We start from the raw sequence: 23,060 nt of genomic DNA on the forward strand, positions 1-23,060 counted from the left end.
TAGAATCGAATGTAACCGAGAACGCTTTCTCACCAACCGTTACTTTTTTCGGCTCTCCTGTTTCTACTCCTGTACCTTCATTTTTGACGGAAGTAGGAATTGTTTTTTTCTTTTGTAAAAATGGCATTGGATCAACAGCATAGTTTTTGTTCATTCCACCTTGAAGCACTTCAAAATGCAAATGTGGCCCGGTAGATTTTCCTGTACTCCCTACAGATCCAATTTTTTGTCCTGCATTTACCGTATCACCGACATTCACTTCGATACATCCATTACACATGTGAGCATAACGAGTATAATATCCATCTCCATGATCGAGAGTGACCATGTTTCCGTACCCATTTACAGGTCCGGCCTGTCTCACTACACCGCCCCATGCAGATAAAATAGGAGCCCCTTGCGGTGCCGGAATATCTACTCCTGTATGTTTCTTCCATATTTTATCTATTGGGCGGAACCGATTGCCAAACTTTGAACCAACATCTCCTATTCCTTTCCCTTTTACCGGGAATACAATTTCATCAGTAGGTACCGTTTCACCATCGCCCACAATATCACTATCCTGTATCGTTTTTACGTTTGGATCGCCGATCAGGTACTGTATCTCCTCAGTACAGCCGGGGATAAATGCCATCCTGTCAACCTCTACAATACACACAGGCATTTCATGCGGGCCAACTTTGACATGCTTCTTGATAAGCTCTCTAAATTCGTCTGATACCGGTTGCACATTTCCCACCATCTAACCCTTGAACGTTTCGATTGCCCATTTTCTGAACCTGTTGAGCAGCACTATTGCTTGGGCACGAGTCATATAGGATTCTCCGTCAAAATACAACTGTCCTCCACTTAAAACACCTTCGATCAGCGGTTCTCCTGCTCTCGTTCGTTCATTTTCCATTGAGATGACCGCATCCTTGTACCATGCTCCTAGTGTAGCTCCGTCTGCGAAATGACTTTCTTGTCTCGTTCTTCTGATTGTGACAACAGCTCCTGCTGGAAGCAAATACTTAAACTGAACAGAATGATCATTAACCTGAATATAATCAATTCCCAACGTTTTTAAAAAACCATTCACTTTCACTTCCAACGGTTCTCCGATCCTGAAGCGTGACGAAGTTACAAACGTGTCCTGACAATCTTCAACGACGAAAGTATCATCTATCGTCGCACCAGGTGGCTCTGCGTCAGTAAAACGCTGATAATAAGAACGTCGCAATCTGTCAATGATTGAAAAACCTTCTGCCCGCGTCAACTGCCCATCTGGGAAGAAACGGTCCAGATACTTCACTTTTTGAGATGCGGGAATAAACTCGCCACCAGTCGTTACAAGAATCCCTCTCACTTTCATCTGATAACGGATTTTGCATTTCATATTAGCCACGTTGAACGAACAGTAGACAATACCGCCCGGTGTTATAGTGTAGAGGTTTGGTTTATCACCTATATACTTCGCCAGCAGTTCATTGTGATTGGAAAGGTACCACTCACCCTCTGAAATACGGATTCGTTTCAACTGTGTTCCGAAGCATGATACAACTTCACTGAAGCCCCTTCCATCGAGATTATAAACGTACTGATAAATCGATTTATCTGCCTCTTTTACGAAATCCCTACTATCAACGGCGAGTCATCTTCCAGCAAGTAATTCGCACAGTCCATGACATCGTCGTAAAACCATTTGTCCGGGGTTACGTCAACAAAACCTCTAACTGTCACACTTTCGCCCCCTCTATGTCCGAATTGTTAACTCAGCAAGCCTGCGTATCCTGTTCAACAGCGCGGCAAACTCGGCACGAGAAATGTAGTCGTTAGGCCGGAATGTTGTATCTGTTTTTCCAGCGATAACGCCCATGTCAATAAGCTCCAGTAAATCTTTGTAATACCATGCATCAGGATTCGTATCAGAAAATGGATTCTCGTACTTCTTATCATACTGGTCTTTCCTTGTCATAAGCATGGAAATTTCGACTGTGTAACGCTGCAACCCTTCGTGAACACTTGGAATGTGGTCATCGACTGAGCCAATATAAATCACGCCGCGCTCATCATAAAACTTGTGCGGATAATTGATATAAACAAGGTATGCAGTCAAATCTTGCCGCGTCTGGAATAGTAGCCGCGCTTTCATTCGATAGCTTGCTGTGGTACTGCCGACTAAATCTGATGGAGCGTTCAGTACTTTGTTTTCTTTAACGCGCAAGGATGGGGTCGGTGGCGAGTATGGCTCGATGATACGTGCCGGGACTTCTTTCCATTCCGCCCCTGCGATACCTGTGGCGTAGAAAAGTTTTCGTTTGTGTGGTTCGTTAGCATTGTCAAAAACTTTAACCTGTGACATGCGATCACCTCTTCGCATTCCATATACATTCCGCAAAAAATAGCAAAATCATATATATGTTGTGACCTGGGAAGTCTCTCTTCGCATTCCATATACATTCCGCAGAAAATCGGATATTCATGCACGGGCGTATACGAATCAGAACTTCGCATTCCATATACATTCCGCAGAAAAACACGAAGTAGCTTGATATTACTACTTTTCTCGCTTCTTATATGCAGAAAGATATCTCTGCTTGAATGCGAAAACCTCCCGTCATTCCTGCGTTCTGTATGTCGTCGATCCTCAGTAGTTTTGACGCTACTATCGGTCGACGATGGTGGCTATGCGGTTTTCATGCATAGCGTTTCCCACGCATAAGCGTGTACCTTATCGAGTGCCACTTTGTACTTTCCAAAGCACTTCTCGACTCAATGACGCCGAATCGCCCCGAAAATTTTTAAACAGCTCATTATTTCAATGTTTCTGCGATAATCTTCTCAATATCCTTTGTGGCAATGTTTCGTGCTGCATTAAAATCAGCATTCGTCTTAAAGCCGCATGACTTACATTCAAATGTCGCCTGTTCTGTTCGATTATCGCGTTCAATATGACCGCATTTCGAGCAACGTTGGCTTGTATAATCAGGCTTTATATAGACAACCTGTATACCAGCTTCTTTGGCTTTGTATTCGATTTTCTGTTGTAGATCGTAATATGACCAACGTTTAAGGAAAGTGTCTTCTGCTGCAATTCCAGAAAGATCCTCCATCTGAATTGTGCCACAACGGTGTTTGATAGCCATATCCACTACATAGCGTGAATATCGGTGATTCACTGTATCTCGGAAGTTGGCTACTTTGTCCGAGACGACTTCGATTGGTTGGATACGTGTTTTGGTTCCGTGGCCGCGCCGTCCATCACCGCAGTATTTGGCTTGCTGAAGAAGTTGTTTTTTCCGACGTTCCACTTGCGCTCGAAATCGTTCAATCTCCCCACCTTCTATTTTATACCGATTTAACGAGTTATTGAACGCCATGTATACCGGATAGACGATCCCCAGGTCAACACCCATGATGTTATCCTGATCGAATGCTGTTTCTTCTTTCTCAAACTGGTAGTTCACATTAACGAACCATTTCTTCTTGTGATAGAGCAGTTGTGATGCTCCGAGCTTGTACTCTCCAGCGATGAGCCTGTCAAGAATGTCACGCTGCGTTTTATCATTGGCACTAATAAGCACATCAAAAAATGATTGCTTGCGTTCCAGTTCTTTTCGGTATTTGATGCTTACGAGGCTAAGCGTCATGATGTAGTCGCTACCATCTTTGCGAATTCTAAGCGCCTGAGACACAATATCAATCGGACAGTCTTTTTTGAAGCTGGCAATAGATTTATCACCCCGCAGAACATCTTTTAGGTCGGATTTCCACTTGTCTGCCGCACGTTTGACCGTCTGGGATAGATTAGCTGTGTTCATTCGGTAGAACTCATCTTTCAGGCGATTGTAGGCATAGCCATGCAGCGCTGAATATCCAAGATGATCTTTTGTTTTTGGATATTCTTCATAACGTTGCTTATATTCTGCGCTGAATCCCTGCCATTCCCAAGCGAGTTGAATAGTCTTGTTTAGCGCCGCGCGTGTCTCTCGCTGGATTTCTCGCAGAACATGTCCCAACGTTTCCCACGTGTCGTTGATTGGTTTGATAATTTGATAGCGCATGACTTTCGTGTGTTTCATTTTCTTGCCTCCCTTGTTTTGGCTGCATTGAACTTCGCACCCCAGCTACATTGAGCAGAAACCCAAGTTAGACTTTTCGACACAGCCAATGAACCGCACTTCGCACTCCAGTTACATCGAGCAGAAACTCATGCGAAGCCTTGAAACCTCTATATTTTCAGGTCATCAGCATGTCTTGCACTTTTCTGCTCATATCTTGCAGAAACTGTGATATTCCTGCTCTTTGTATTCGTCGCTCTCCTGATACTTTCACATCATTCCTGACCGACGATGGTGGTCATACGGTTTTCATGTATGACGTTTCCCACGCATTTGCGTGTACCTTATCGAGTGCCATTCCATACCTTCTGGAACACTTCTCGATTTAAGGCCGCCGAACCGGCCCAAACAACTCCTACCCTGTGTTTAGTTCACCAGCAGAGAATAACTATCATAGTATTCCGCTTCCTCTCGGTTCAACTGTTCTATCAAACGAAATATTTCTTGAAACAACTCTTCTACATCAACTACATCTTGTGTCGAAACGATTGGCTCATTCTCATACCGATACACGATGGCTCTCATGATATTCCACGCTTCCTCGCGTTCTGATTCCTGGCACAACATTAGCGAAACAATGGCATCATACAGTTCAATATCATCACGATCGTTCCGGTCTGTCCAAAATAATTCTCATATCTTCGAGAAAATCCCCTGTTTCCTTCTGCCAATCATCAGCGGGGGCAATTTCGTATCTCAGAGTCACCGCCTTCAAAATATCCCATGCTTGCTCTTGTTCCCACTCCGGACATAAAATGAGTATATCAAGTGCTGTGTATACGTCTTTGTATGTGAGTCTATGAGGTTGAAGCAAAAATGCCATCATATCGTCTAGCAAACCAGTTTTTTGGTTCATACGATTTCCCTCCTCACAAATATCCACTGAATCTTGCTATTCAGTTGTCAAGGTTCGACTGTTTGCACCTATTGCGGTATGGTAGAATCGGTTTGTGATGTGGTTTTCTATCTACCAATATAATACACGTATATTAGTGCACGGTCAACAATAAACGCGTAATTTTACGTGTATTTTTCTTGTATTGCTCGAATATTAATGCGGAGGGTGATCTAATGAGTATTGGCCAAAGGATCAAAGAGCTTCGGGCTACCAAAAAAATTAGTCAGAAGGATTTGGCGGAGGCTATCGGCGTTTCGCGCGGGAATGTTGGTGACTGGGAGTTGGACAAGGTTAAACCTGGAGCCGACGCTTTGATCGCGTTATCCGATTTTTTTGACGTTTCGGCTGATTGGATTTTAAGAGGGGAGGGTGAAAAATCCGCACGTATATCAGAGCAAGCAATCGGAGGGGATTTTTCTCCCGCAGACATCGAGTTTCTGGCCAAATTCCGGCGGTTGACCAGGGAGAACCGAATCAAAGTGGAGGGAATCATCGAAGGCTTGTTGCTTGGCCAGGGAAGTGAGGTTCGCCAACGAGACAGGACAGTAACGTCGTCCAAGTCAGTGAATGGAAACGAAAGAGAAGAGGCCGCCGCGAAATCAGAAGCATAAAATTGAGGATGAGCCGGCGGAACTTCGTCTCATTCCGTTAGTTCATCCTCATTTTTTCAGAACGACGAAACCGCCGCAACCCGTGATGATACGACGCGAAAACATTAGAGAGGACAGATGCCCTCTTTGTTTAAAGTTCAATTGACTACATAGGCAGGACTCGCTTTCCACTTTTTATAAATGGCATCGCCTAGTTCTTGTTGATCGTTGATATAACTCTTCGTTTTAATCAGTGTCATAACACCTGTTTTTGGATTAAACGAGTAGGTGTTGAAATGAACTCCGATGTCTTCTGTATTTGTAAAAACCACTGATTGATACAAGTTTTTACCGATTACCTTCGGCTTTTCTGAATACCACAGTGTTTCATCCACATCATCATCAGTTTTTATTTTAACTCTCTCTATTCTCCCATCTTTTATATAATACATTCTTGCTTCTCTGCAATTCGAGCACTCAGTTGTAGAGAACGAAATAATATCTGGCTGCCCTATATTCTTGGACGAAAGAAGGTATATCATTTTTCTTGTATAGTTATACTCGTATCCTACTACATCGTATCGTTGAATATGCACAACGTTACTTCCTTTCTTACGTAAAGCAATATGGTAATCACCTGTATACCAAATATCACCTTCACTTGCTCCTGCCCATATATCGCTTCTTCCTGTCACTTTCTTTTTTTCGTTATTTGAGAAAACATAAACGTTATACGTCACACCATTCTCATCTTTCATATCGAAAAACTGACGACTCTTCTTTTTCATATTGTCAACAAGCGCTGGGTCCGTTCCTGCTTCCACTACCCCATTCGATACTGTAACTGGAAATAATACGACTGCCACCAACAAAATCAAAACAAGTTTTCCAATTGACTTTTTCATCATTCTCACCTCTACTATATATTTTTAAGCAGGTCTGCTATTAGGATTATATTTGTAAACGTAAATCCCTTTTATTTTTCCTTTTTCAGTATAAGCACGAAAGGAAAGTATATATGAACCGCTTTTATAGTCAAGGCGCCACTCATTATCACCTTCACCACTATCCTCGTCGTGTGCTTCTTCAAATGGTTTCCCAAGAATTTTTTTGATTTGGGCAAAAGTCAAATCAGCATGTTTTTTCTTGATATTATCTTTGTCAATCGCAAGCGCTACTATTTTATTAGTCTCTTCCTCTTCGTTTTTGTTGAAAATGATAACGAAAGATAGGTACACATGCCAATCCCCACCGTTAAAATAAGTTGTATCTAATGGTTCTTTATATTTAGCTGTTACCTTATCTTGTGTATCTCCTATTTTTACACTTACTCCCTTTAACTGCCCTTTTCCTGCATACGTTTTCAAATCACGGAAATATTGTTCAACAGAAGATACTTGATTGTTCCCAGTGTTCTTATTAGCTTGATGAGAAGACGCAGAAGCTGATGGTTTAGTCACATCTGCTCCTTTAGAAACACCAACCACCTGCTCATCATCAGGGTGAGACAAAAATTCCACAGGGACTATTCCGACTTCACCTGTATTTACAACTTCCACCACCGCCGTTGTAAAGCCACGCTTAACAACATTCACTCCCGTTCCTTTAGGAAGTTTGAAAATATCGTATCTGACCATCATTCTCATAATTCCATCTGTATTCCCCTCTCTAATGTACGCATACATTTCGTCTTGCGCTTCCTCTGAAGTCGCTGCAAAGCAAGGATTGTTTATTACAGCAAACTGCCCACTAACAATCGCGCCTTTCTTCTTCTCCTCACGCTCTGTCTCTGCTACTTTTTCTGCCACCTTCACCTGTTCATCTTTCTTCACTTCCGGCTCAGGTTGTTTATCCACACCCACCGTCTTTGCGACCCGCTCAAACGGAAAAAACGTCTGCTGCACATACACCCCACCTAATATCAGCAAACACAGGCATATAATGGTTATTCCAACATACTGTACAATCTTCAAAATTTCCTCTCCCCTTTTCTTTCTTTTTCCTACATTTTACATCAATCACCTTTATATTTGTCGGAAAATTAAGCGAAATAAAAAACACCCTCTGTTGAAGGAGAGTGTTTTACTATTCTATGTATTCTGAGGGAACTGAAACTGATTCAAGCCACTTTGAAAGTTCGTTAACGTCAACTCTTCTAAGAGCAACGTCCATAGTCATATTGAAAAGCTCTTCATCATCAACAATAATGGTAAATCCGTTATAATCTAAAAATAAAGCTGCACAACCATATGCTGTTCTTTTATTACCATCATTAAAATATTGATGAGTAGCAAATCCCTCCATATAACAAGCTGCTTTTAAAAATAAGCCAGGGTAAAGAATATAGCCGAAAGTTTCCTGAAAGGGTTTTTCGGTCATATACTCTATTAACCCTGGCTCTCTAGCCCCCGAAATCCCGCCGTAACGTTCTAACATTTCCTCATGAATTACGTATATATCGTCTAAAGTTAAAGGAACTATATCAAATTCTTCTAAACTCAATTTTTAGACAATCTCCTTAATGCAGAATCATTACGGTCACAGATTTTTTTAATACGGTCACGGGCATACTGCTTGCGCTCTTCTTTAGTCATGTTTTGAACTTTTTGTTCTTTTACTTCCATCATATCATCATCACCCTTTCCGTTCTTATCGCACATACACTATCAGCTCCTTTATCGAGATAGCATATGGCTTGTCCAGTTTTTAAGATAGCCATATGTCCTCTAATTTGCTTATCATTCTACTAGAGAACATGGCATGATAGGGTATGAATCGTTCGTCATTTTCTTGGTTTACTCTATCATACCATGTAAATATTTAGCATACAATGGTGAATCATTTTGTATTTTCGATAGCTTTGACGAAACATACCACAAAAAAGCCGCCACCAAACGGTAGCGACTCAAATTAATCTATGTTCTTCCAACGGCGAACGGGCTGAAATACCCCACTCCCGCTCCAAACGATTTCACCTGACGACTCAGGATATTCGATACTTCTTGTGCCACCTGCCGTGCCGTTGCCTGCCCGCGCTGCTTCGCTACCTTCTCATCGCCAAAATTCCCCTGTACCGGTACGTTGACGTTGATTGTCAAACCACCCTGCGTAATCGCATATGAGCGGTAGTCATTTTTACGCTGCACCGCTTCCTGGAATGTCATTCCTTGAATCCCGGATGGCAAGTTGTACGTGGACAGACTGTTTGTCATCTTTTCACGGATTTTGACAAGGTTATCACGGCTTTCTGCTTGCAGTTCCTTGATTTGAAGCAAAATATCATTACGATCTTCACCTTGAAACTTGCCACTGTTCAGTTGCTTTTGCAGTTCCACAATCGCCTGACCGATTTGATTGTTAATATTGAGCATCGTCTGTCTACCTGCTATTTTGACAGCCATTGAATCTTCTTTTGCGCCACCGAGTAGCAAGTTCGAACGACGGATATTTCCTTCTGCTTGTGCCATGCGTTTTGCACGTTCCAGTTTGGTTGTAATGCTACTAATCGCGGATAAATCGGTTTGATGCATTTGAAGTTGATTCTGAGCAATCTCCATTTGTACTCTGTTTTTCTCCATCTCCAACTCCCGGTACGCTTCTCCCTGTTTTACTTTATCTACTTGACCTTTCGTGCCGTTCTTCTCCATCTCCTTTGCATCTTCTATCATCTCTTTCATTTTTGCATCAATTTTAGCGTTATACAACTGAAGAAGTCCAATTTGCGCCTGTAAGAAATCGTTTGTCAGTTTGCGCACTTTCTCGCTGTCCTCGCGCATGCCAGCAATCAATGCTTTCGTTTTCGCTACTTCATATCCGCTTTCTGAGTGCAAGCGATCAGATTCCAATTCTTTTTTAAGCGGCTCAAGGAAGGCGCGAATATCCTCGGTTGTTGTATAATCTCCAGGGCGTTTTTCAGGCGGCTTTTCCAATTCTTCCTGCTTCTTCTGCTTCTCGCGTTCTTCTTTGAATATACGCTGCTGGTTAATCGCTTTGTAATCTTCGAGCGTCAAAGCTTCATTCGGAGCTATTAATTTTTGTTTACGATACTCTGCCTCCATTTTTGCTACTTCTTCTGCTCCATACAATTTGATCATGTTTTCGCGTAAACGTACACCAGCTTGAGCTTCCATCTGCTTCTCGAACTCTTCTGGTGTTTTCGCATTCCAACCTATCACCCATGCATTCCAATGCTTCGCAAAGCCTTCAAAAGAAAAATCAGTTATGAGTGTCTTCAATCCATCAGCAAGTGCGTCAAATCCTTCATTTACGCCCAAAAGTATCTTCATGAGTACCGATGACGATTCTTTAATATTTTTGACGTTATTCTCAATATCCTTGAACTCTTGAATATTGATCTGTGTTTTCTCGTTTTTATTCGCCATGCCATACGTCATTGCGCCGAATAACGCTTCGATACCTGTCCACGCGATAGCCCCCAGTGCAGTAGTTTTAAGGAAACTACCTCCCATAGACAAAACACTTGCCAATCGCGGAGAACTAGCCGCAAGTCTGCTCATCATACCCCGACCTTCACCCGCTGCCCCCTCTACTGGTACAACACGCGGTGCATGCCGAACGCGACCATTCTCATCACGCACGATTTTCCCGTTTTCATCCCGTTCAAGTCCACGCCCGAAGAAGCTACCGAAACTACGAACGAATCCACCGACTGACCTATCTTGTACTGCTTCTTTCATCCGTGCCCAAACATCGCCGGTACGTTTGAATATCGAACGTCCACCGAATCCACCCATCAGCGCAGCGAACAAGGAACCTTGTGCAATCATGTTCAACAGTCCAGCCCCTTGTTGATTCGCCACACCACCATATCCACCACCCGGGAGTGCGGCATCTCCTGTCAAATGCTGATTGCGTAGTTGGGCTACGGTTGCAATATACTTCTGAGCATTGATTTGACCCTGCGCAAACTCGCGGTTCAACTTATCGATTTCACGTTGTAGACGCATTACATTGTCATCAGCAATTCCTGCTTCCCGCGCAGTTTCACGCAACAAATTGTTGTAACGATCCATATTAAGAGAGCCGTTTCTAAACTCCGTGTCTAACTTCGTCATTTCTACTTCTAATTTTGATACATCTACTCCCATTTCTCTTGCTGCTCGATCAAGCAAATCCATCCGCTGATTCAATCGTGTAGCCTGCACTGCTACCTGCGCCATTTCTTCCTGAAGGCGGCTATATTCATCAAGAACACGAGAATCAAGACCATGTTTCCGTTCATGCTCTTCAGCTTTTCTTCTCTTCTCATCTACGTTTCGTTCCAAACTATAAATCCGTGCCCGCTCCTGCTCATCTTCGAATGGTGTAAGTCTATTTTTTATACGATCATAGCGATTTTTTTCTTGTTGCAACTGCCCCTCTGCCTGTATCAATTCAGTGCGCGATTTATACACTTTTTCATCTTTTACCGCGTTGAAACGTTCAATTTCTTTCCCATGTTGACTATGGAATTGTGCAAGGCGATCTTCCAACAAATCCTTGCGAAGACTTATGGCTCCACGTTCTGCTTGTAACAATCCCCTGTGCCTGTCTATTTCATCGCGCTGCGTCTGTTTACCGCTCTCCTTCCATTTCTCACCAACCCAACCGACTCCATACCCTGCCGCCAACATCATTCCGATATTGGTAATTCCTTGGATAGCCTGCGCCCATGTTTCAGCATTTTCCTGCATCGAACGCAGTACGATTCCTAACGTTGCTACCACACTTTGGAACTCCGGCTTCAAAGCATCAAATACGCCAAAAGTAGCCACACTCCACATCGCTTTGACACGCTCTGTCTGGAACTTCCATGTGCTGGACATCCCCGCAAGCATGACATCAATATCTTCCGGCTTTGTTTCAAGAATTTGTTTCACGTACTCTTTAATAATTTGATCGAGCTGTGCTTTTTCATCCAGCTTTTCTAATCCAACTAACTGGCGATTGTTATTTACGATTTTCGCAATTCTTTCGCTTTGATGTTGAAGGTCTGTAATCATAGACTCTATTGCGGATGTGGAACCGCTGTGCCAAATACCAGATGATTGTTTAAGCATTTCCGTTTTATCCTGTGGCATCGCAACGGCCATGGCTTTAATAAAAGCAGCTAGCCAATCGGTATATGCACGTTTTTGCTGATTTCCCTGTGCATCTGTAGTGTACGGATCAAGTTCAGCAATTCCTAATTCTTTTGCTTTCTTTTTAAAGTATGTCGCTTGCGCCCATTGATACGGACGTTCTGTAACATTTTTAAAGAATGTACCCGCTTCTGCACCACTCCGTCCCGTCCCTTGCACAAACAACGAATATAGTGCGGTAGTCGCTGCAAACGCATCCTCTTTCTTCATCCCCGATCCTTCGAGATTGTTTCGCATAATGGAACCTGAGCGTTGATTGGCTTGCAGTAAATCCTCAATCTTAGCACTAGAAATGTTTGCTGCTTTTATCATCATGTTATTAAATTTTTCCATCTGATAACCACTGATACCCCATTGTGCTTTGATTGCTTCAAACCCCATGGCTGCTTTCTCGACATCGACTTCTTCTAGTGTTCTAACCTTTGCAACTTCCCTTGTGAAAGCTATCGCTTCATCTGGCGAATCCATTAGACGCGAAGCAATCTGCCATGATTTCGATACTTCTTCCGGCTGAACAGCATATGTGATAGAAATATCTTGCAAACGCTTGACTGCTCCATCCCGAATTTCATATACAAGTCGATCCGACTCTTTCTTAACCAGCTCATTTAACTTAGAACTGTCCTGGATGTTCCCATACTGCATACTTACTTCCTGAACAGCCTGATTCCACATTTGCGCATCCTTGATGATAAAGTTCTGACGCGCTTTCTCTAGCTGGTAGTCAAACTCTTTTGCCGACTCAAACGCCGAGTGGAACATCATTGTTGGTGTCCCCATCAGCATTCCTGCTGTCATATACCGCATCGTGTTGACAACGGAACCCATAAACGTCCGTGTATCCCCACCTGGACTAATCCCTACGCTTTGGTCTACTGTATAGTCATGGTTTGGTAAAGAGTAGTCCTTCTGCCATCCGCGACCCCCACGCATTGAATTGGCAAATGGTGACGCTATCGCTGACATCTGTGCATACCGTTCCAATCGACTTTGCGCTTCCCGGATTGATTCAGATTGACGATAGATTTCACCGGTCAGCATATTAATCACACCGGACATGCGAACCGTATTACCTTCAGCAGTTTTTAGAGTAGCAGACCAGCTATTCCAGCCATCCGCGCCTTTTCGAACCTGTGCATTGGTAATCTCAACAAAGTTACTAAATTCATTCATTTGCTTGAGTGTATCTTTAAACTTTGCTGAACTGATCGACATGTTACGCAGTAAATCGTGTTGTCCAATCAACTCCCCGCGCTTATCCCGATCCCGCTGCTGTTTATTAGCTTCTGCTGTTTGTTTGGCAATCTGACTGTAACGTGCTGAGATTGATGCAAGTAACTGGTTCAGATACTGCATTTCTCGTTTTGATGCTGCAATATCTTCCTCGTTTAGCAGGTGCATAGAACTAACTTGTTGCGCTAACTGGTAGTAGCGTGATAATTCTCCGTTTAACGCCTGCATCTGTGCCTCATCCAATTTTCCATAAAAGCGTGTCTGCATCTTTTGTACGTTCAAATCCGCTGCATCAAGATAACCCGCATTTTTTAATTCCTGTTGTAACAACCGTTTTGTCAGCGCATCGGATTGACTTGCTGGCTTGAATGTACTCTCAATGTAGTGATCCAGTCGTTGCTTAGCAAGATTCGTTTCCTCACGTAATCTTGTTCTTGCTTCCGCCAATAAACGAGCCACCGTTTCGTCTTCTGTACCTGTTGTGCCGTCCGTTCCCAATTGAGTGAGCACATTTCGATAACGACTGGCCGCTGCTCCTACTTCTGCTTGATATGCATTCAATATGTCCGTTAATTCTCTGAAATTATCCGGTGTAAAGTCTCCCTTCTGCATCAAATTGTTAAAGCGGTTCTGAATACGTTCAGCATTAATTAGCGCCTGACGTTCCAATGCATGCATCCGGTCAAAATCAGTGCGTGGTGCTGCTTGCGGGATGTAAGGAGTAAGCTGTTCATTACCGGTTTGAGCAGGGGATCCGAACGGATTGAATCCAGGTGGATACGGTGAACCTGCATGAATAAACGGCTGACCATGACCTGCGTTATGCGTCGGGAACGGAATGTTTTGTTCGAGTACAGGGCGTAACGAACTATCCACCATCCGTTCCAGAACACGTGCAGTCTCATCTTGCACCTGCTGCATCCATGACTGAATACGACCTACGATAGTAAACTCAATCGGCGGCACGTTAATTCCACGTATCCCCTCGATCAATCGCACGAATCCAGAATCAATATTATGGAGCAGCTTATTTTCAACTTCCTTCACAACCGCATCCGTTGTCTCGTTCAGTTTCTGGCGCAATCCGATGACAGATGCATTCTTTTCCCTGCGCTGCGCTACCGCCTGATCAATTTCCTTCTGCGAAAAACGCGGAACTCCTTCTCTGCTCACTTTGCCAATAACATTGGCGAATTGTTCAAAGTGTTCGTCTTTGATTCGGTAACTGCCCGTTTTGCGCAAACGTGGAGTCAAGGCCGCTTTCGCTACTTTCTGCAACTGCTCAAGTTGGCGAATGGTTGACTTCATATGCTCGATTACAGCACGGTCAACATCATTTAACAGTTCATTTTTTAGCCTTTCTTCGATAGACTTCATGCCATCATACTTACTTGCTAGCCGTTTCAGATAATCCATGAACTCTGTTTCGGACTTGATACCGAATTTCGGGTCCAGGTTAGCAGCAGCGTGAGAAATAGATTTCCCTAATTCATCTTTATTTGAAACAAACAACGACTGAATCCACTTCGGAAGTTCTGGCACTTGACGCGCTCCGGTTACATGATCTCTTGTCACATAGAAGTCACTATAGTACGCATCACCTTCTGATGGCTTCATAATCCGTGATTGCTTAATCATTTTCAGGAACTGATAATCAAGATCATGTTTCTTCCATTCTTCTATCTCTGACCTCGATATTTTTTTGTTTTCGAAATCACGAAGTTCTTTCTTCATTCTCGGAAGTGTCGATAGCGATATCCGGCCACCTACTTCTACTTCCGATAATAACTTATTCAGGTGAGAGAAAACGGAGTTATCGATCCCCTTAAAAATATTATTGAGTAATCCTCTTACTTTCTCACTTCCGCCGATACCTAAATCACGCGGAATGGAAAAGGTCTGTAAAAGCACCTGCATACTGGATGATAACTCCGCTACGATATGTCCCATGTCTTGCAGTAACTGCTCACGCACTTTCGCCCGCTCTTCTTGTGTAAACGTCGCAAATCCATCCTTAGAGATGCCATCGGTGAATGACTTGGCAATGGAACGCGCCTGGTCAACCACAAGATTGAGGATTTTCTTTGATTCTGCATATAACATCTCGTCAATCGCTTTCGTTTCCTCTTTTGACAGCGATGGCTTTTCCGTACCGATGCGCCCCGTTAACTCGCGCAATTGCTCCTCCACCATGTCTTTTAATATTGTCTGTACACGGTTCATTGCGACCTGCGGAATTTCGATATTAATTCCGATACCTTCCCCTTCTTGCGGAGGACGAGAAATAGTAAAGTCACCGACTAACTGCTGGACAAAATCCTGCACACGCTGACGAATCCGCTCCTGTACTTGCATATAAGGTACGGTTACTTCGTCTTTTTTCTCTGCTGACGGTGGAACAACAACATGCAGCAAACCAAGCAACGACTGTGTAAACTGATGCATTACCGCTTGGCTGTTAGAAATAATGGAGGTTGATAACGTAGATAATTCTTCTCTTGCTGAACGATCTAAATGCTCAGTCATAGACTTCGACCAGGCATTGTAAATCGTCAATAATTTACTCGCATCAATCACATGTGGTGTTTGTTCAATCAGTTGAACAAAGGACTGTTCAATCGCCGTTTTCATTTTCTTCTCTACTTGACCGAATCCTTTGATCAATTCTTCCTTGGCCGCATCCACTTTCAATTGTGTAAGTGATGACTCGTATTCTTTAAGCACAACAGATAAATTATGGTCAAGTGATTCTCTGATGGTTTTCGGGATCGCTTTGTACACGGTTAAAAAATTGATAACGGACGTTTGTAAGCTTTCTGCTTCTTTTACAAGCGCAGCCAGATTCGATGATTCGTCTGACACCTGAATCTTTTTGAACGCATCGGATACTTGCTTGATTTTATCTCCGATGCTTGTAATCTTTTGCTGAAAATTCTCCATATCGATGTTAGATGCAATTAACTTGTTTACGTCGGCATCTGCTGATAGAAAATGGTTGTTGACATTGGTTACCCACGTTTTAATCTTGTTGAGTGTTTCCTCCATCCCTATTACGTTTACCTTGAAATCAGCCTGTTTCGCATCTTTGGGAAGTTGAACACTTTCAGGATTGACCAATACCTTGGCGAGTTCGCGCTGTGCCATCTCGATTACACGATGCATTAACTCGGTTGTTAGTGTGAACTTGAACGGTACTTTTTCTTTGGTTTTACCGTGGATAAACTCGAATTCGAGATTTTTATTAATCGCTTCTTCCAGTGCTGTTTTCATCCGTTTCTGAATCAAATCCAATGATTTCAAATTGAATGAGGCTACCGGTTTGAAATTACCATGAACCTGTGCATTTTCCATTGCGGCAATAATTTTTTCTTGAATCGTACCTTTTATAGTCGTTACTGCACTTGGTGGAATGACAAACTTAAATCCTTCTTGTTCCGCTGGTGATTGTGTGATTTTTTTCTTGATGCTGTTCAGTACGTCAACTGCACCTTCATAGCCGGCTTTTGCGGTCAACTTTATCATTTCGTCAATGTCATTTAATTTCAATAGATCAACATTGACTCTACCTGACGCTCCCTTTACTTTGAAGCTTCCAGGTACAATTCCTTCTTCAATGGCTTTTTTAACTTCCTCCATCATTTGCTTTTGGGCTTGTTCCGTTAGCTTCTGTGTTTCCTGTGAAATATCAATTTGTTTGCTTTTTCGCCCGCGTGTTTCATGTTTCAATTCGATCTGCATATTGTTAATGGCATTATTTAAAAATGACTCAATGCGCTTTTTAATGTTTCCGGCATCAAGTTCCGCTACAAGTCTACCTTCACCTGAGAGTGCTTCTTTCAGTTTATTAAAATCAGATACTAATTGAGACAGATTCAATTTCCCTTCTGAAGCTGTGACTGCTGTGTTAAGTAAAGCCATAGCATTCGCTAACCGTTCTGTCTCGCTGACAGCATCCCCGAAGAAAAGTTCAATCTCCGTTTTCAGTGAATGTTTTTCTTCTGACATCCATCTCACCGTCCAAAAAAGAAAAAGTCTTGTCCTTAGAATAGGCAAGACCTTCCCGCAGGTATTTTCGCTTTCTATCCACTAAGAAGCGATGCAATTAAATCAATATCTTTTTCAGTTGCTATGCGATACCCTTCTTCATCGACTTCTCCATCTTCGTTAGACACACCACCAAACAATCCACCTGCACTAATTTTGATTTGGAATTCAATTTTCTTCCCGATTGCCTGCATGAGTGCCGCAATCTGCGGAATTGTGTGCTGCCAAATCTCCCATTTCCGAAGTGATGTGTGAAGATAAAGCGATGTGAAGATATGTCCCCAGTCTACAACGTTTCCCTCGCCATCTCGGATTTCAACTTGCCCCTCTTTTTCAGGCGAGGGACTCAAACTTTTAAAAGACCGTTCATCCCTGCGACCGCTTCGATAATTCGTGAAGCCATGACAACATCTACGTTCTGGTCGATGTATTCTCGCGTTAAACCATACTGTTTAAAAGCAAGTTCCATAATCCGGTACACGTTATCTATACGCTCCTTGTCTTTCTCCTCATCGCCTGTGGGCATAAAATTAGCAATGACAAGCGACACGTTGATTTTAGAGAGAATACTCATGATTTCAAACGCATCAGAAAGGGCAGACGGCTGGACATAGTACGTCTTGCCATCACGGAATGTAAACGGCTCTCCTGTTTCCATCCATACTTTTTTGTTATATTCAGCCTGCTCCGGTGTAACGGTTTGTTCCTGTTCCGATTGCCGGGTAATCATTTCACCTACACGGGCAGTCGCTTCCTCATTCATCTTTCGGGCAATCTCCAATGCTTGTTGTTCAGCATCCATGCATATCATCTCCCTCTAAAGAAATAGCCCCCGACTCATTATACCGAGGGCTTCTCTATTCATTTCAGCCTAGCATGCAGGCGGTGTAGTCACAAATTTCTTCATCGTGCCAATCAGACCGCAGGGCAACTCAGGGTCAACAATTTTCAAGCTGAGCGAGTTAGTAGAAGCTGTAGCGCGTTGGAAATCAAGCGTAAACTGGCCTTTTGGAATACACTTGTACAACTCTGTTTGCACACCATGAAAACGACCATCTTGCATGTACGCCCCGGTGTGTACGACAGAAATCGGGAATGGCAGATCATTCTTGAACATGTTCATGACTTGTAGCTCATCATCGGGAGCCATTTTACGGCGGTATGATACATACGCGTTATCTGTGATACCAGGCTCAAGCAGGACGACGGAGTCGTATGTGCCGACTGTTCCGCCGGTCGGAACCCACACTTTGAATTGTCCAACTGCCGGAACATCTGTCATGCTTGTTGCCACGCCACCAAACTCCAATTGCACATTTGACGATTGGAGCGTTACGTTTATGTCCTCTGCGCTAATGGTCGCTCCCGCTCCTGTAATAGCATGATTCGGAATCGTCGCTGTACTCGGATCGCCAGCCGTACCTGTATTCACTTTTATAAGGCGGCCAATCTCCCACAGATAGTCGTTTCCTTCTTTTTCCCGAATCGGGGACCCCATGAGCAACGATACCGAGTTCATATCAAATTTACTTTCTACAGCTGTAATCTCGATCATTTTATTTTTAATCAGCTGGTCAATCGGGAAGTTCGAGTCGCCACCGAAAATATCCTCTGCCTCTACGTTAAAGTCAATCTTCAAACTTTGCATCGTTCCGAGCGTAATCGCCCGACGAATCGTTTTTTGCGCTGATGTCTTGTCCGGGTTAGGGACCTCGTACGAACCCATTAACGCGCCAACACCTTTAATAATGACCTTCTTCGGGTTTCCAATTTGAGTCACCGCATCCATCTCCTCTCTACTTTGTTCTAAAGTAGAGTAGGCAGATTTTATCCACCTCCAAGGCAAAATAAAAAGCACCGCTGGGGTGCTCTCTTACTTAATTTTTTCAAAAAGGATCTCTTCTTCAATAATGTTTGCCATCTCACTATACAATTCGCTTTTTGCATTAAAGGATTTCTTTATTAAGTACCATATAATACGGAACAGGCCAATGAAAATAAGCATAATGATGACTAATATTGCTGTCGCTTCAAAAAGTTCCAAAAATGTACTCCAGTCTTTAACTTTCTTTGCTCTTTCGCTAAGCATGGAATTCCACAAAGGAACTAATAATGTAAGAAAAAGTGGCGCAAACCATAGGTTAAGATTTCGTTTCTTTTTCTCAGATTTACTTTTTAATACACGGACCAAAAACTCCAGTTGCTCTTTTGTTCGTATTTTCTTTTTATAAAGATAGGCTCTCAAAATGTTTACTTTTATCTCATACATACTTGACATTCCATAGTAATGTTTTTTCAAAAACTCTTTTTGTTTTATGGAATAGAATATGTATCCAACACTCATCAGTAGAATGGAAAAAACCATAAGAGCAACTGTACTTCCACTCCCTATAGTACCGAAAGTGCACAAAACTAAAACTAAGATGGGCATCAGTATAGTAAGAATCAGAAGTGAAAAGCCCAATTTGTCGTGCTTAATCCATATATTCCAGTTACTCCCCATTCTATTATAGTATTTAAAAATATCCTTTATTTTCTGATCAGACATTCCTATCCCTCCCATGCAACCCATTCGACAAGAGGGACTATTTTCCTTGTTATTTGTAGGAAATTATTTTTTCGTGTTGAATGGTAGTTCTGAAGGAGGTGACATGCATGCATATGATTCCAGTAAGCTCGTCTAATCTCAGAGCTGTAGGATATGATCCGGTATCTCAAACCTTACGAATTCAGTTTCACAACGGAACGTATGACTATTACAACGTTCCAGTGTCTATTCACCAAGGTTTAATGTCTGCCGGATCAAAAGGTAGCTATCATGCAGCGTACATCAAAAATGCATTCAGCTATCGCAGAGTCTAATCCTGATTGACCAAAATAACAGCCGGTCCCTGGAATGCCCGTTCCTTTTGGCCGGTTGTTATTTTGAATTCTTGATGGGGTTCAATCCTAATGGTTGTTACTCCCTCTCGTGTTTCTAACTCTTCCGATAGATTTACTGTTTGCGCCTGTTTTAAACTATCCACTTCGTGTCTCTCCTTTAACTTATTGCTTATAAGTAATATGCCCATTTTATTGATTCGCTTAAAACAAAAAGACCGCTCCCTTGGAACGGCCCCTTCGCTTATCTTCTGACACTATCATCATAACACCCCTAATGCCAAACAGAGTGCCAATCTCCGGCCAAAATCGCGCCATTTTCACGCCATAATCAAATTTATCAACTTAAATAAACATCTTACAAGTACAGTATTAAGTCTTAAATCTGCTAAAATAAACTTCACATTGCAGGAAAATATGCCTATTTATAGAATTATTACCTTTAGCTTATTAAAGGAGTGATAAAATTGTTGAAAAAAAACTTTACATCCGGAATCATAATTGGAGTTATTACAGGAGTCGCTTTATTTTCAGGTGCGGCCTTAGCAGTTCAGTCTCCAATTAAATTAATAGTTAACGGTCAAAATGTTCAATCTGATGTACCGCCTCAAGTTATCAATGGGAGAACTATGGTACCAGCACGACCGTTAGCAGAAGCGCTTGGAGCAAAAGTTCAATGGGATAGTAAAAATCGAGCTGTAATTGTAACTAGCCAAGAAATAAACTCGGAATCTCCTACTGATTTAGAGCCATCAACTACAACTCCAAAATCAGATGATAAGGTTATTTCTTATCTAGGCAGCGATATTGAACCTATGAATTATCAAGAAGGTAGCAGTTCAAATGCATATGGTTATCCTAAAGGAAATACTATTGTTTCGGATTGGAATTTTAGATATAAAATGAACCTAAAAGATAATACAGGAAAATCCTACGACAAATTTGTGGCTTTATATTTATCTTATGGAAATCAGGATGAAAAATGGAATAGCATTGATTTCCCTCTTAATGGAGAATATAACTCGTTCAAAACAACCCTCGCTTTAACTGATGACTTTAAAAATATTAAAGAACCTATTCATTTCCAAATCTTATTAGATGGAAAAGTTGCTTATAGTAAAACTGTTAAAGCTGGAGACTTTCCTGAAGCCATTAATTTAAATGTAAAAGATGTCAAGAAATTGACTTTTAAAACAAGTGCAGATGCAGAACAAATTTACACAGATGGCTATGACATTGAAATAGGTCTTTTCGATGCTCGATTAACAAAAAACTAAGTATTATATAAATGTTCAGCTATATACTACATAACAAAAGGCCACTCCTCTTTGGGTGGCCTTTTTCTTTATCAACTTCTGGATTCTATCTGGCTACAGCTTCTGCATATTTCCCGCAATACGGGCAAAGTAAATCTTTCCCCTCAGACCGATTTGAATCAACTAAAAACGATTCACCACAGCCACTTAAGCACGCCCATTTTTCCAGCAATCCATCTTCCATTACTCCTCATCCTCATCCTCCACCTTCGGGAATCCGCAGGACTATCAGGATATTGCAATATAAAGCTTCCGCCATTTTCCATTACCGACCTGTGCCGGCCTTTTTATTTCTTCTCACCCTTTAGGTGTCTGCTCATAAAATGTTAGAGACTCTACACCCAGGAGGGAATTTTCATGAATCTATATACAAGTGATATAACGCAAGGATACAGTCCATATCCATTTGCGTTTATACCCATACAGTATCAAGCCCAACCTGTACCACCTTCATATCAAATGTATCAAACCAATTTACAAGCTGTTCTTCCTCTCTTACAACAAGCAGTACAAGGAGAGCGAAATGATGAGCTTTTTTATAATTACTTAATCCAAAACGCTCCATCAAACCAGGATAGAGAAATTATTGTTTCCATTCGCGACGATGAAAGACGGCATCGACAAATGTTTAAGCAAATGTATTACGCCTTAACAGGTCGAATCATTGAATCAACCAATAACGAATCTTTTGAGAGACCACCTAGTTACCTTGCTGGTATCGAAAAGGCTATATTTGGTGAGCTAAGTGCAGTAGAACTTTACCGAAAAATTTACTTTACAATCCCCAATATAGTGTTTAAAAACATGGTGTTTGAGATTTTGACTGATGAAATCAAACATGCCAGTAAATATAATTTTCTGTATGCTAAAAACAAATAGAATGGGAACGTTCCTTTGCTTCAATCAAGGGAACGTTTTCGTATTGCCCACTGGTTTCCCGGCAGGCGACCAATATATCAAAACAACGTCTGCTGCCCCATCATTCTCTCTGCGGCCACCTGATTAATCCAGAGCACTTCGATTCGTTTCTTGCCTGATTCTGCGTAGGCAATGCGCGTTTCCCTTCGCCAGCCTTTTAGATAACGTTCGTATAAGGCGTGGGCATATCCAGAAACAAGAACCGGTCCCGGGTGCGCAAGAAGTGCTTTCAGCATTTCTTCATGCTGTTCAGGCTTCATCATTTCGTGCCGGTACATACGGCTTTTCCTTGTTTCACCGAGATACGGAGGGTCGGCATATATCAAAACTTCTTCTCGACGGTAGCGTTCAATGATTTGAACCGCTGGCTGGCACTCAATCTGAACATTTTTCAACCGCTCTGTAACTTTCAATATGTGATTCGGAAGTCGGTCCCACGATGTCGTCCGGTTCTTCCCTGAAGCTTTAATTGAACTTCTCCACCCCGTTCTATCGCTGGTTCTTGCTCCTATCGCCTGCCAGCATCGAACCAAGAATCGTCGCGCATCTTCCAATTCATCACCGGTCTTTTCGTATGACTTGTAGTATTCAGTACGTGCCCATGGTGTCCATTTTATCGCTCGAGCCAATTCATCTGGCCGCTCTCGAATAATCCGGAATAAATTAACCACGTCTTCATCCATATCATTAATCGTTTCGATTGCAGCTGGTTCTTTCTCAAAAAGCGCTGCTCCAGATCCGAAGTAGGGCTCGAGATAAACTTCGTGTTCCGGAAAATGATTCACAATCCACTCCGCCATACTCCATTTGCTCCCGGGATAATGTAATACTCTTGGGTAGGTCATATACATTTCATCTCCTAATTATTTTAAAAACTCAGCAGACACTTATTCTATATACTATATACGAAACATCCGCTCGTTTTTTCAGTGACCTAGCCC

22 protein-coding genes are annotated in these 23,060 nt (G+C 42.3%); 4 read left to right on the plus strand and 18 right to left on the minus strand.

From position 1 onward, the window contains the following. The 6 genes from ADA01nite_RS22685 to ADA01nite_RS17625 form a co-directional block, all read right to left on the minus strand. Positions 1–730, minus strand: a 730-nt coding sequence (locus ADA01nite_RS22685; RefSeq protein ID WP_281286036.1) for a M23 family metallopeptidase, incomplete at its 3' end; no start/stop codon positions are given. A gap of 12 nt (positions 731–742) precedes the next feature. Next, on the minus strand, positions 743–1,516 hold the full coding sequence (locus ADA01nite_RS17610; protein ID WP_146811695.1) for a hypothetical protein: 774 nt from the start codon (positions 1,514–1,516) through the stop codon (positions 743–745). Positions 1,517–1,732: 216 nt separating this feature from the next. Then, positions 1,733–2,341: an S-layer homology domain-containing protein gene (locus tag ADA01nite_RS17615; protein ID WP_170230357.1), complete on the minus strand. Its 609-nt coding sequence runs from the start codon at positions 2,339–2,341 to the stop codon at positions 1,733–1,735. A gap of 451 nt (positions 2,342–2,792) precedes the next feature. Further along, on the minus strand, positions 2,793–4,061 hold the full coding sequence (locus tag ADA01nite_RS17620) for an RNA-guided endonuclease TnpB family protein (protein ID WP_146811698.1): 1,269 nt from the start codon (positions 4,059–4,061) through the stop codon (positions 2,793–2,795). A 405-nt stretch (positions 4,062–4,466) separates the two neighbouring features. After that, on the minus strand, positions 4,467–4,625 hold the full coding sequence (locus tag ADA01nite_RS22225; protein WP_170230358.1) for a hypothetical protein: 159 nt from the start codon (positions 4,623–4,625) through the stop codon (positions 4,467–4,469). A gap of 76 nt (positions 4,626–4,701) precedes the next feature. Beyond that, positions 4,702–4,956: a hypothetical protein gene (locus ADA01nite_RS17625; RefSeq protein WP_146811700.1), complete on the minus strand. Its 255-nt coding sequence runs from the start codon at positions 4,954–4,956 to the stop codon at positions 4,702–4,704. A gap of 215 nt (positions 4,957–5,171) precedes the next feature. Between ADA01nite_RS17625 and ADA01nite_RS17630 the strand changes: the two genes are divergently transcribed. Beyond that, positions 5,172–5,609 carry a helix-turn-helix domain-containing protein gene (locus tag ADA01nite_RS17630; RefSeq protein WP_146811702.1) on the plus strand — a complete coding sequence of 146 codons (438 nt, stop codon included), beginning with the start codon at positions 5,172–5,174 and terminating at the stop codon, positions 5,607–5,609. A gap of 137 nt (positions 5,610–5,746) precedes the next feature. Here ADA01nite_RS17630 and ADA01nite_RS17635 read toward each other — a convergent pair whose 3' ends face one another. The 9 genes from ADA01nite_RS17635 to ADA01nite_RS17670 form a co-directional block, all read right to left on the minus strand. Further along, positions 5,747–6,496 (minus strand): hypothetical protein, encoded by a 750-nt coding sequence (locus ADA01nite_RS17635; protein ID WP_146811704.1) that lies wholly within the window; start codon positions 6,494–6,496, stop codon positions 5,747–5,749. A gap of 21 nt (positions 6,497–6,517) precedes the next feature. Continuing rightward, positions 6,518–7,492 (minus strand): DUF4309 domain-containing protein, encoded by a 975-nt coding sequence (locus ADA01nite_RS17640; protein WP_146811706.1) that lies wholly within the window; start codon positions 7,490–7,492, stop codon positions 6,518–6,520. Positions 7,493–7,673: 181 nt separating this feature from the next. Then, positions 7,674–8,090 (minus strand): type II toxin-antitoxin system death-on-curing family toxin, encoded by a 417-nt coding sequence (locus ADA01nite_RS17645; RefSeq protein ID WP_146811708.1) that lies wholly within the window; start codon positions 8,088–8,090, stop codon positions 7,674–7,676. Then, on the minus strand, positions 8,087–8,248 hold the full coding sequence (locus tag ADA01nite_RS22230; protein ID WP_170230359.1) for a hypothetical protein: 162 nt from the start codon (positions 8,246–8,248) through the stop codon (positions 8,087–8,089). The genes ADA01nite_RS17645 and ADA01nite_RS22230 overlap by 4 nt, the downstream gene beginning before the upstream one ends. A gap of 255 nt (positions 8,249–8,503) precedes the next feature. Next, a complete protein-coding gene (locus tag ADA01nite_RS17650) occupies positions 8,504–16,966 on the minus strand; it encodes a phage tail tape measure protein (RefSeq protein WP_146811709.1) in 8,463 nt (2,820 codons plus the stop codon). A gap of 74 nt (positions 16,967–17,040) precedes the next feature. Then, positions 17,041–17,355, minus strand: coding sequence for a hypothetical protein (locus ADA01nite_RS17655; protein WP_146811711.1), 315 nt, complete (start codon positions 17,353–17,355; stop codon positions 17,041–17,043). Next, positions 17,352–17,807 (minus strand): hypothetical protein, encoded by a 456-nt coding sequence (locus ADA01nite_RS17660; RefSeq protein WP_146811713.1) that lies wholly within the window; start codon positions 17,805–17,807, stop codon positions 17,352–17,354. The genes ADA01nite_RS17655 and ADA01nite_RS17660 overlap by 4 nt, the downstream gene beginning before the upstream one ends. 69 nt (positions 17,808–17,876) lie before the next feature. Next, positions 17,877–18,785, minus strand: coding sequence for a hypothetical protein (locus ADA01nite_RS17665; RefSeq protein WP_146811715.1), 909 nt, complete (start codon positions 18,783–18,785; stop codon positions 17,877–17,879). A gap of 93 nt (positions 18,786–18,878) precedes the next feature. Continuing rightward, positions 18,879–19,553: a hypothetical protein gene (locus ADA01nite_RS17670; protein WP_146811717.1), complete on the minus strand. Its 675-nt coding sequence runs from the start codon at positions 19,551–19,553 to the stop codon at positions 18,879–18,881. A gap of 113 nt (positions 19,554–19,666) precedes the next feature. On the opposite strand from ADA01nite_RS17670, the gene ADA01nite_RS17675 reads away from it, so the two are divergent. Further along, positions 19,667–19,867 carry a KTSC domain-containing protein gene (locus ADA01nite_RS17675; RefSeq protein ID WP_371863576.1) on the plus strand — a complete coding sequence of 67 codons (201 nt, stop codon included), beginning with the start codon at positions 19,667–19,669 and terminating at the stop codon, positions 19,865–19,867. Here the strand turns inward: ADA01nite_RS17675 and ADA01nite_RS17680 are convergent. Further along, positions 19,864–20,031 carry a BC1881 family protein gene (locus ADA01nite_RS17680; RefSeq protein ID WP_246147402.1) on the minus strand — a complete coding sequence of 56 codons (168 nt, stop codon included), beginning with the start codon at positions 20,029–20,031 and terminating at the stop codon, positions 19,864–19,866. The two genes, ADA01nite_RS17675 and ADA01nite_RS17680, sit on opposite strands and share 4 nt — an antisense overlap. A gap of 321 nt (positions 20,032–20,352) precedes the next feature. Here ADA01nite_RS17680 and ADA01nite_RS22235 point away from each other — a divergent pair, with 321 nt between their 5' ends. Next, positions 20,353–21,162 carry a stalk domain-containing protein gene (locus tag ADA01nite_RS22235; protein ID WP_170230360.1) on the plus strand — a complete coding sequence of 270 codons (810 nt, stop codon included), beginning with the start codon at positions 20,353–20,355 and terminating at the stop codon, positions 21,160–21,162. 85 nt (positions 21,163–21,247) lie between these two features. On the opposite strand, the gene ADA01nite_RS22240 is transcribed toward ADA01nite_RS22235, so the two are convergent. After that, positions 21,248–21,385: a hypothetical protein gene (locus ADA01nite_RS22240; RefSeq protein WP_170230361.1), complete on the minus strand. Its 138-nt coding sequence runs from the start codon at positions 21,383–21,385 to the stop codon at positions 21,248–21,250. A gap of 173 nt (positions 21,386–21,558) precedes the next feature. Between ADA01nite_RS22240 and ADA01nite_RS17690 the strand changes: the two genes are divergently transcribed. Then, the gene (locus ADA01nite_RS17690; RefSeq protein WP_146811723.1) at positions 21,559–22,080 is read left to right on the plus strand and encodes a ferritin family protein; all 522 of its coding nucleotides are present in this window, start codon (positions 21,559–21,561) and stop codon (positions 22,078–22,080) included. Between the two features lie 77 nt (positions 22,081–22,157). On the opposite strand, the gene ADA01nite_RS17695 is transcribed toward ADA01nite_RS17690, so the two are convergent. Then, complete coding sequence (locus tag ADA01nite_RS17695; RefSeq protein ID WP_146811725.1) at positions 22,158–22,964, minus strand: DNA adenine methylase; 807 nt, start codon at positions 22,962–22,964, stop codon at positions 22,158–22,160. Between the last annotated feature and the right edge of the window lie 96 nt (positions 22,965–23,060).

Origin of the sequence: Aneurinibacillus danicus, from assembly GCF_007991215.1 — a bacterium.
Taxonomy (GTDB): domain Bacteria; phylum Bacillota; class Bacilli; order Aneurinibacillales; family Aneurinibacillaceae; genus Aneurinibacillus; species Aneurinibacillus danicus.

What these genes read in the sequence shown, in the direction of transcription:
- ADA01nite_RS17620 (WP_146811698.1), bottom strand. Translation starts at nt 4,061, where the DNA reads ATGAAACACACGAAAGTCATGCGCTATCAAATTATCAAACCAATCAAC.
- ADA01nite_RS17670 (WP_146811717.1), bottom strand. Translation starts at nt 19,553, where the DNA reads ATGTCTGATCAGAAAATAAAGGATATTTTTAAATACTATAATAGAATG.
- ADA01nite_RS17660 (WP_146811713.1), bottom strand. Translation starts at nt 17,807, where the DNA reads ATGGATGCTGAACAACAAGCATTGGAGATTGCCCGAAAGATGAATGAG.
- ADA01nite_RS17675 (WP_371863576.1), top strand. Translation starts at nt 19,667, where the DNA reads ATGATTCCAGTAAGCTCGTCTAATCTCAGAGCTGTAGGATATGATCCG.
- ADA01nite_RS17635 (WP_146811704.1), bottom strand. Translation starts at nt 6,496, where the DNA reads ATGATGAAAAAGTCAATTGGAAAACTTGTTTTGATTTTGTTGGTGGCA.
- ADA01nite_RS22230 (WP_170230359.1), bottom strand. Translation starts at nt 8,248, where the DNA reads ATGTGCGATAAGAACGGAAAGGGTGATGATGATATGATGGAAGTAAAA.
- ADA01nite_RS17625 (WP_146811700.1), bottom strand. Translation starts at nt 4,956, where the DNA reads ATGAACCAAAAAACTGGTTTGCTAGACGATATGATGGCATTTTTGCTT.
- ADA01nite_RS22225 (WP_170230358.1), bottom strand. Translation starts at nt 4,625, where the DNA reads ATGAGAGCCATCGTGTATCGGTATGAGAATGAGCCAATCGTTTCGACA.
- ADA01nite_RS17615 (WP_170230357.1), bottom strand. Translation starts at nt 2,341, where the DNA reads ATGTCACAGGTTAAAGTTTTTGACAATGCTAACGAACCACACAAACGA.
- ADA01nite_RS22240 (WP_170230361.1), bottom strand. Translation starts at nt 21,385, where the DNA reads ATGGAAGATGGATTGCTGGAAAAATGGGCGTGCTTAAGTGGCTGTGGT.
- ADA01nite_RS17650 (WP_146811709.1), bottom strand. Translation starts at nt 16,966, where the DNA reads ATGTCAGAAGAAAAACATTCACTGAAAACGGAGATTGAACTTTTCTTC.
- ADA01nite_RS17630 (WP_146811702.1), top strand. Translation starts at nt 5,172, where the DNA reads ATGAGTATTGGCCAAAGGATCAAAGAGCTTCGGGCTACCAAAAAAATT.
- ADA01nite_RS17690 (WP_146811723.1), top strand. Translation starts at nt 21,559, where the DNA reads ATGAATCTATATACAAGTGATATAACGCAAGGATACAGTCCATATCCA.
- ADA01nite_RS17695 (WP_146811725.1), bottom strand. Translation starts at nt 22,964, where the DNA reads ATGACCTACCCAAGAGTATTACATTATCCCGGGAGCAAATGGAGTATG.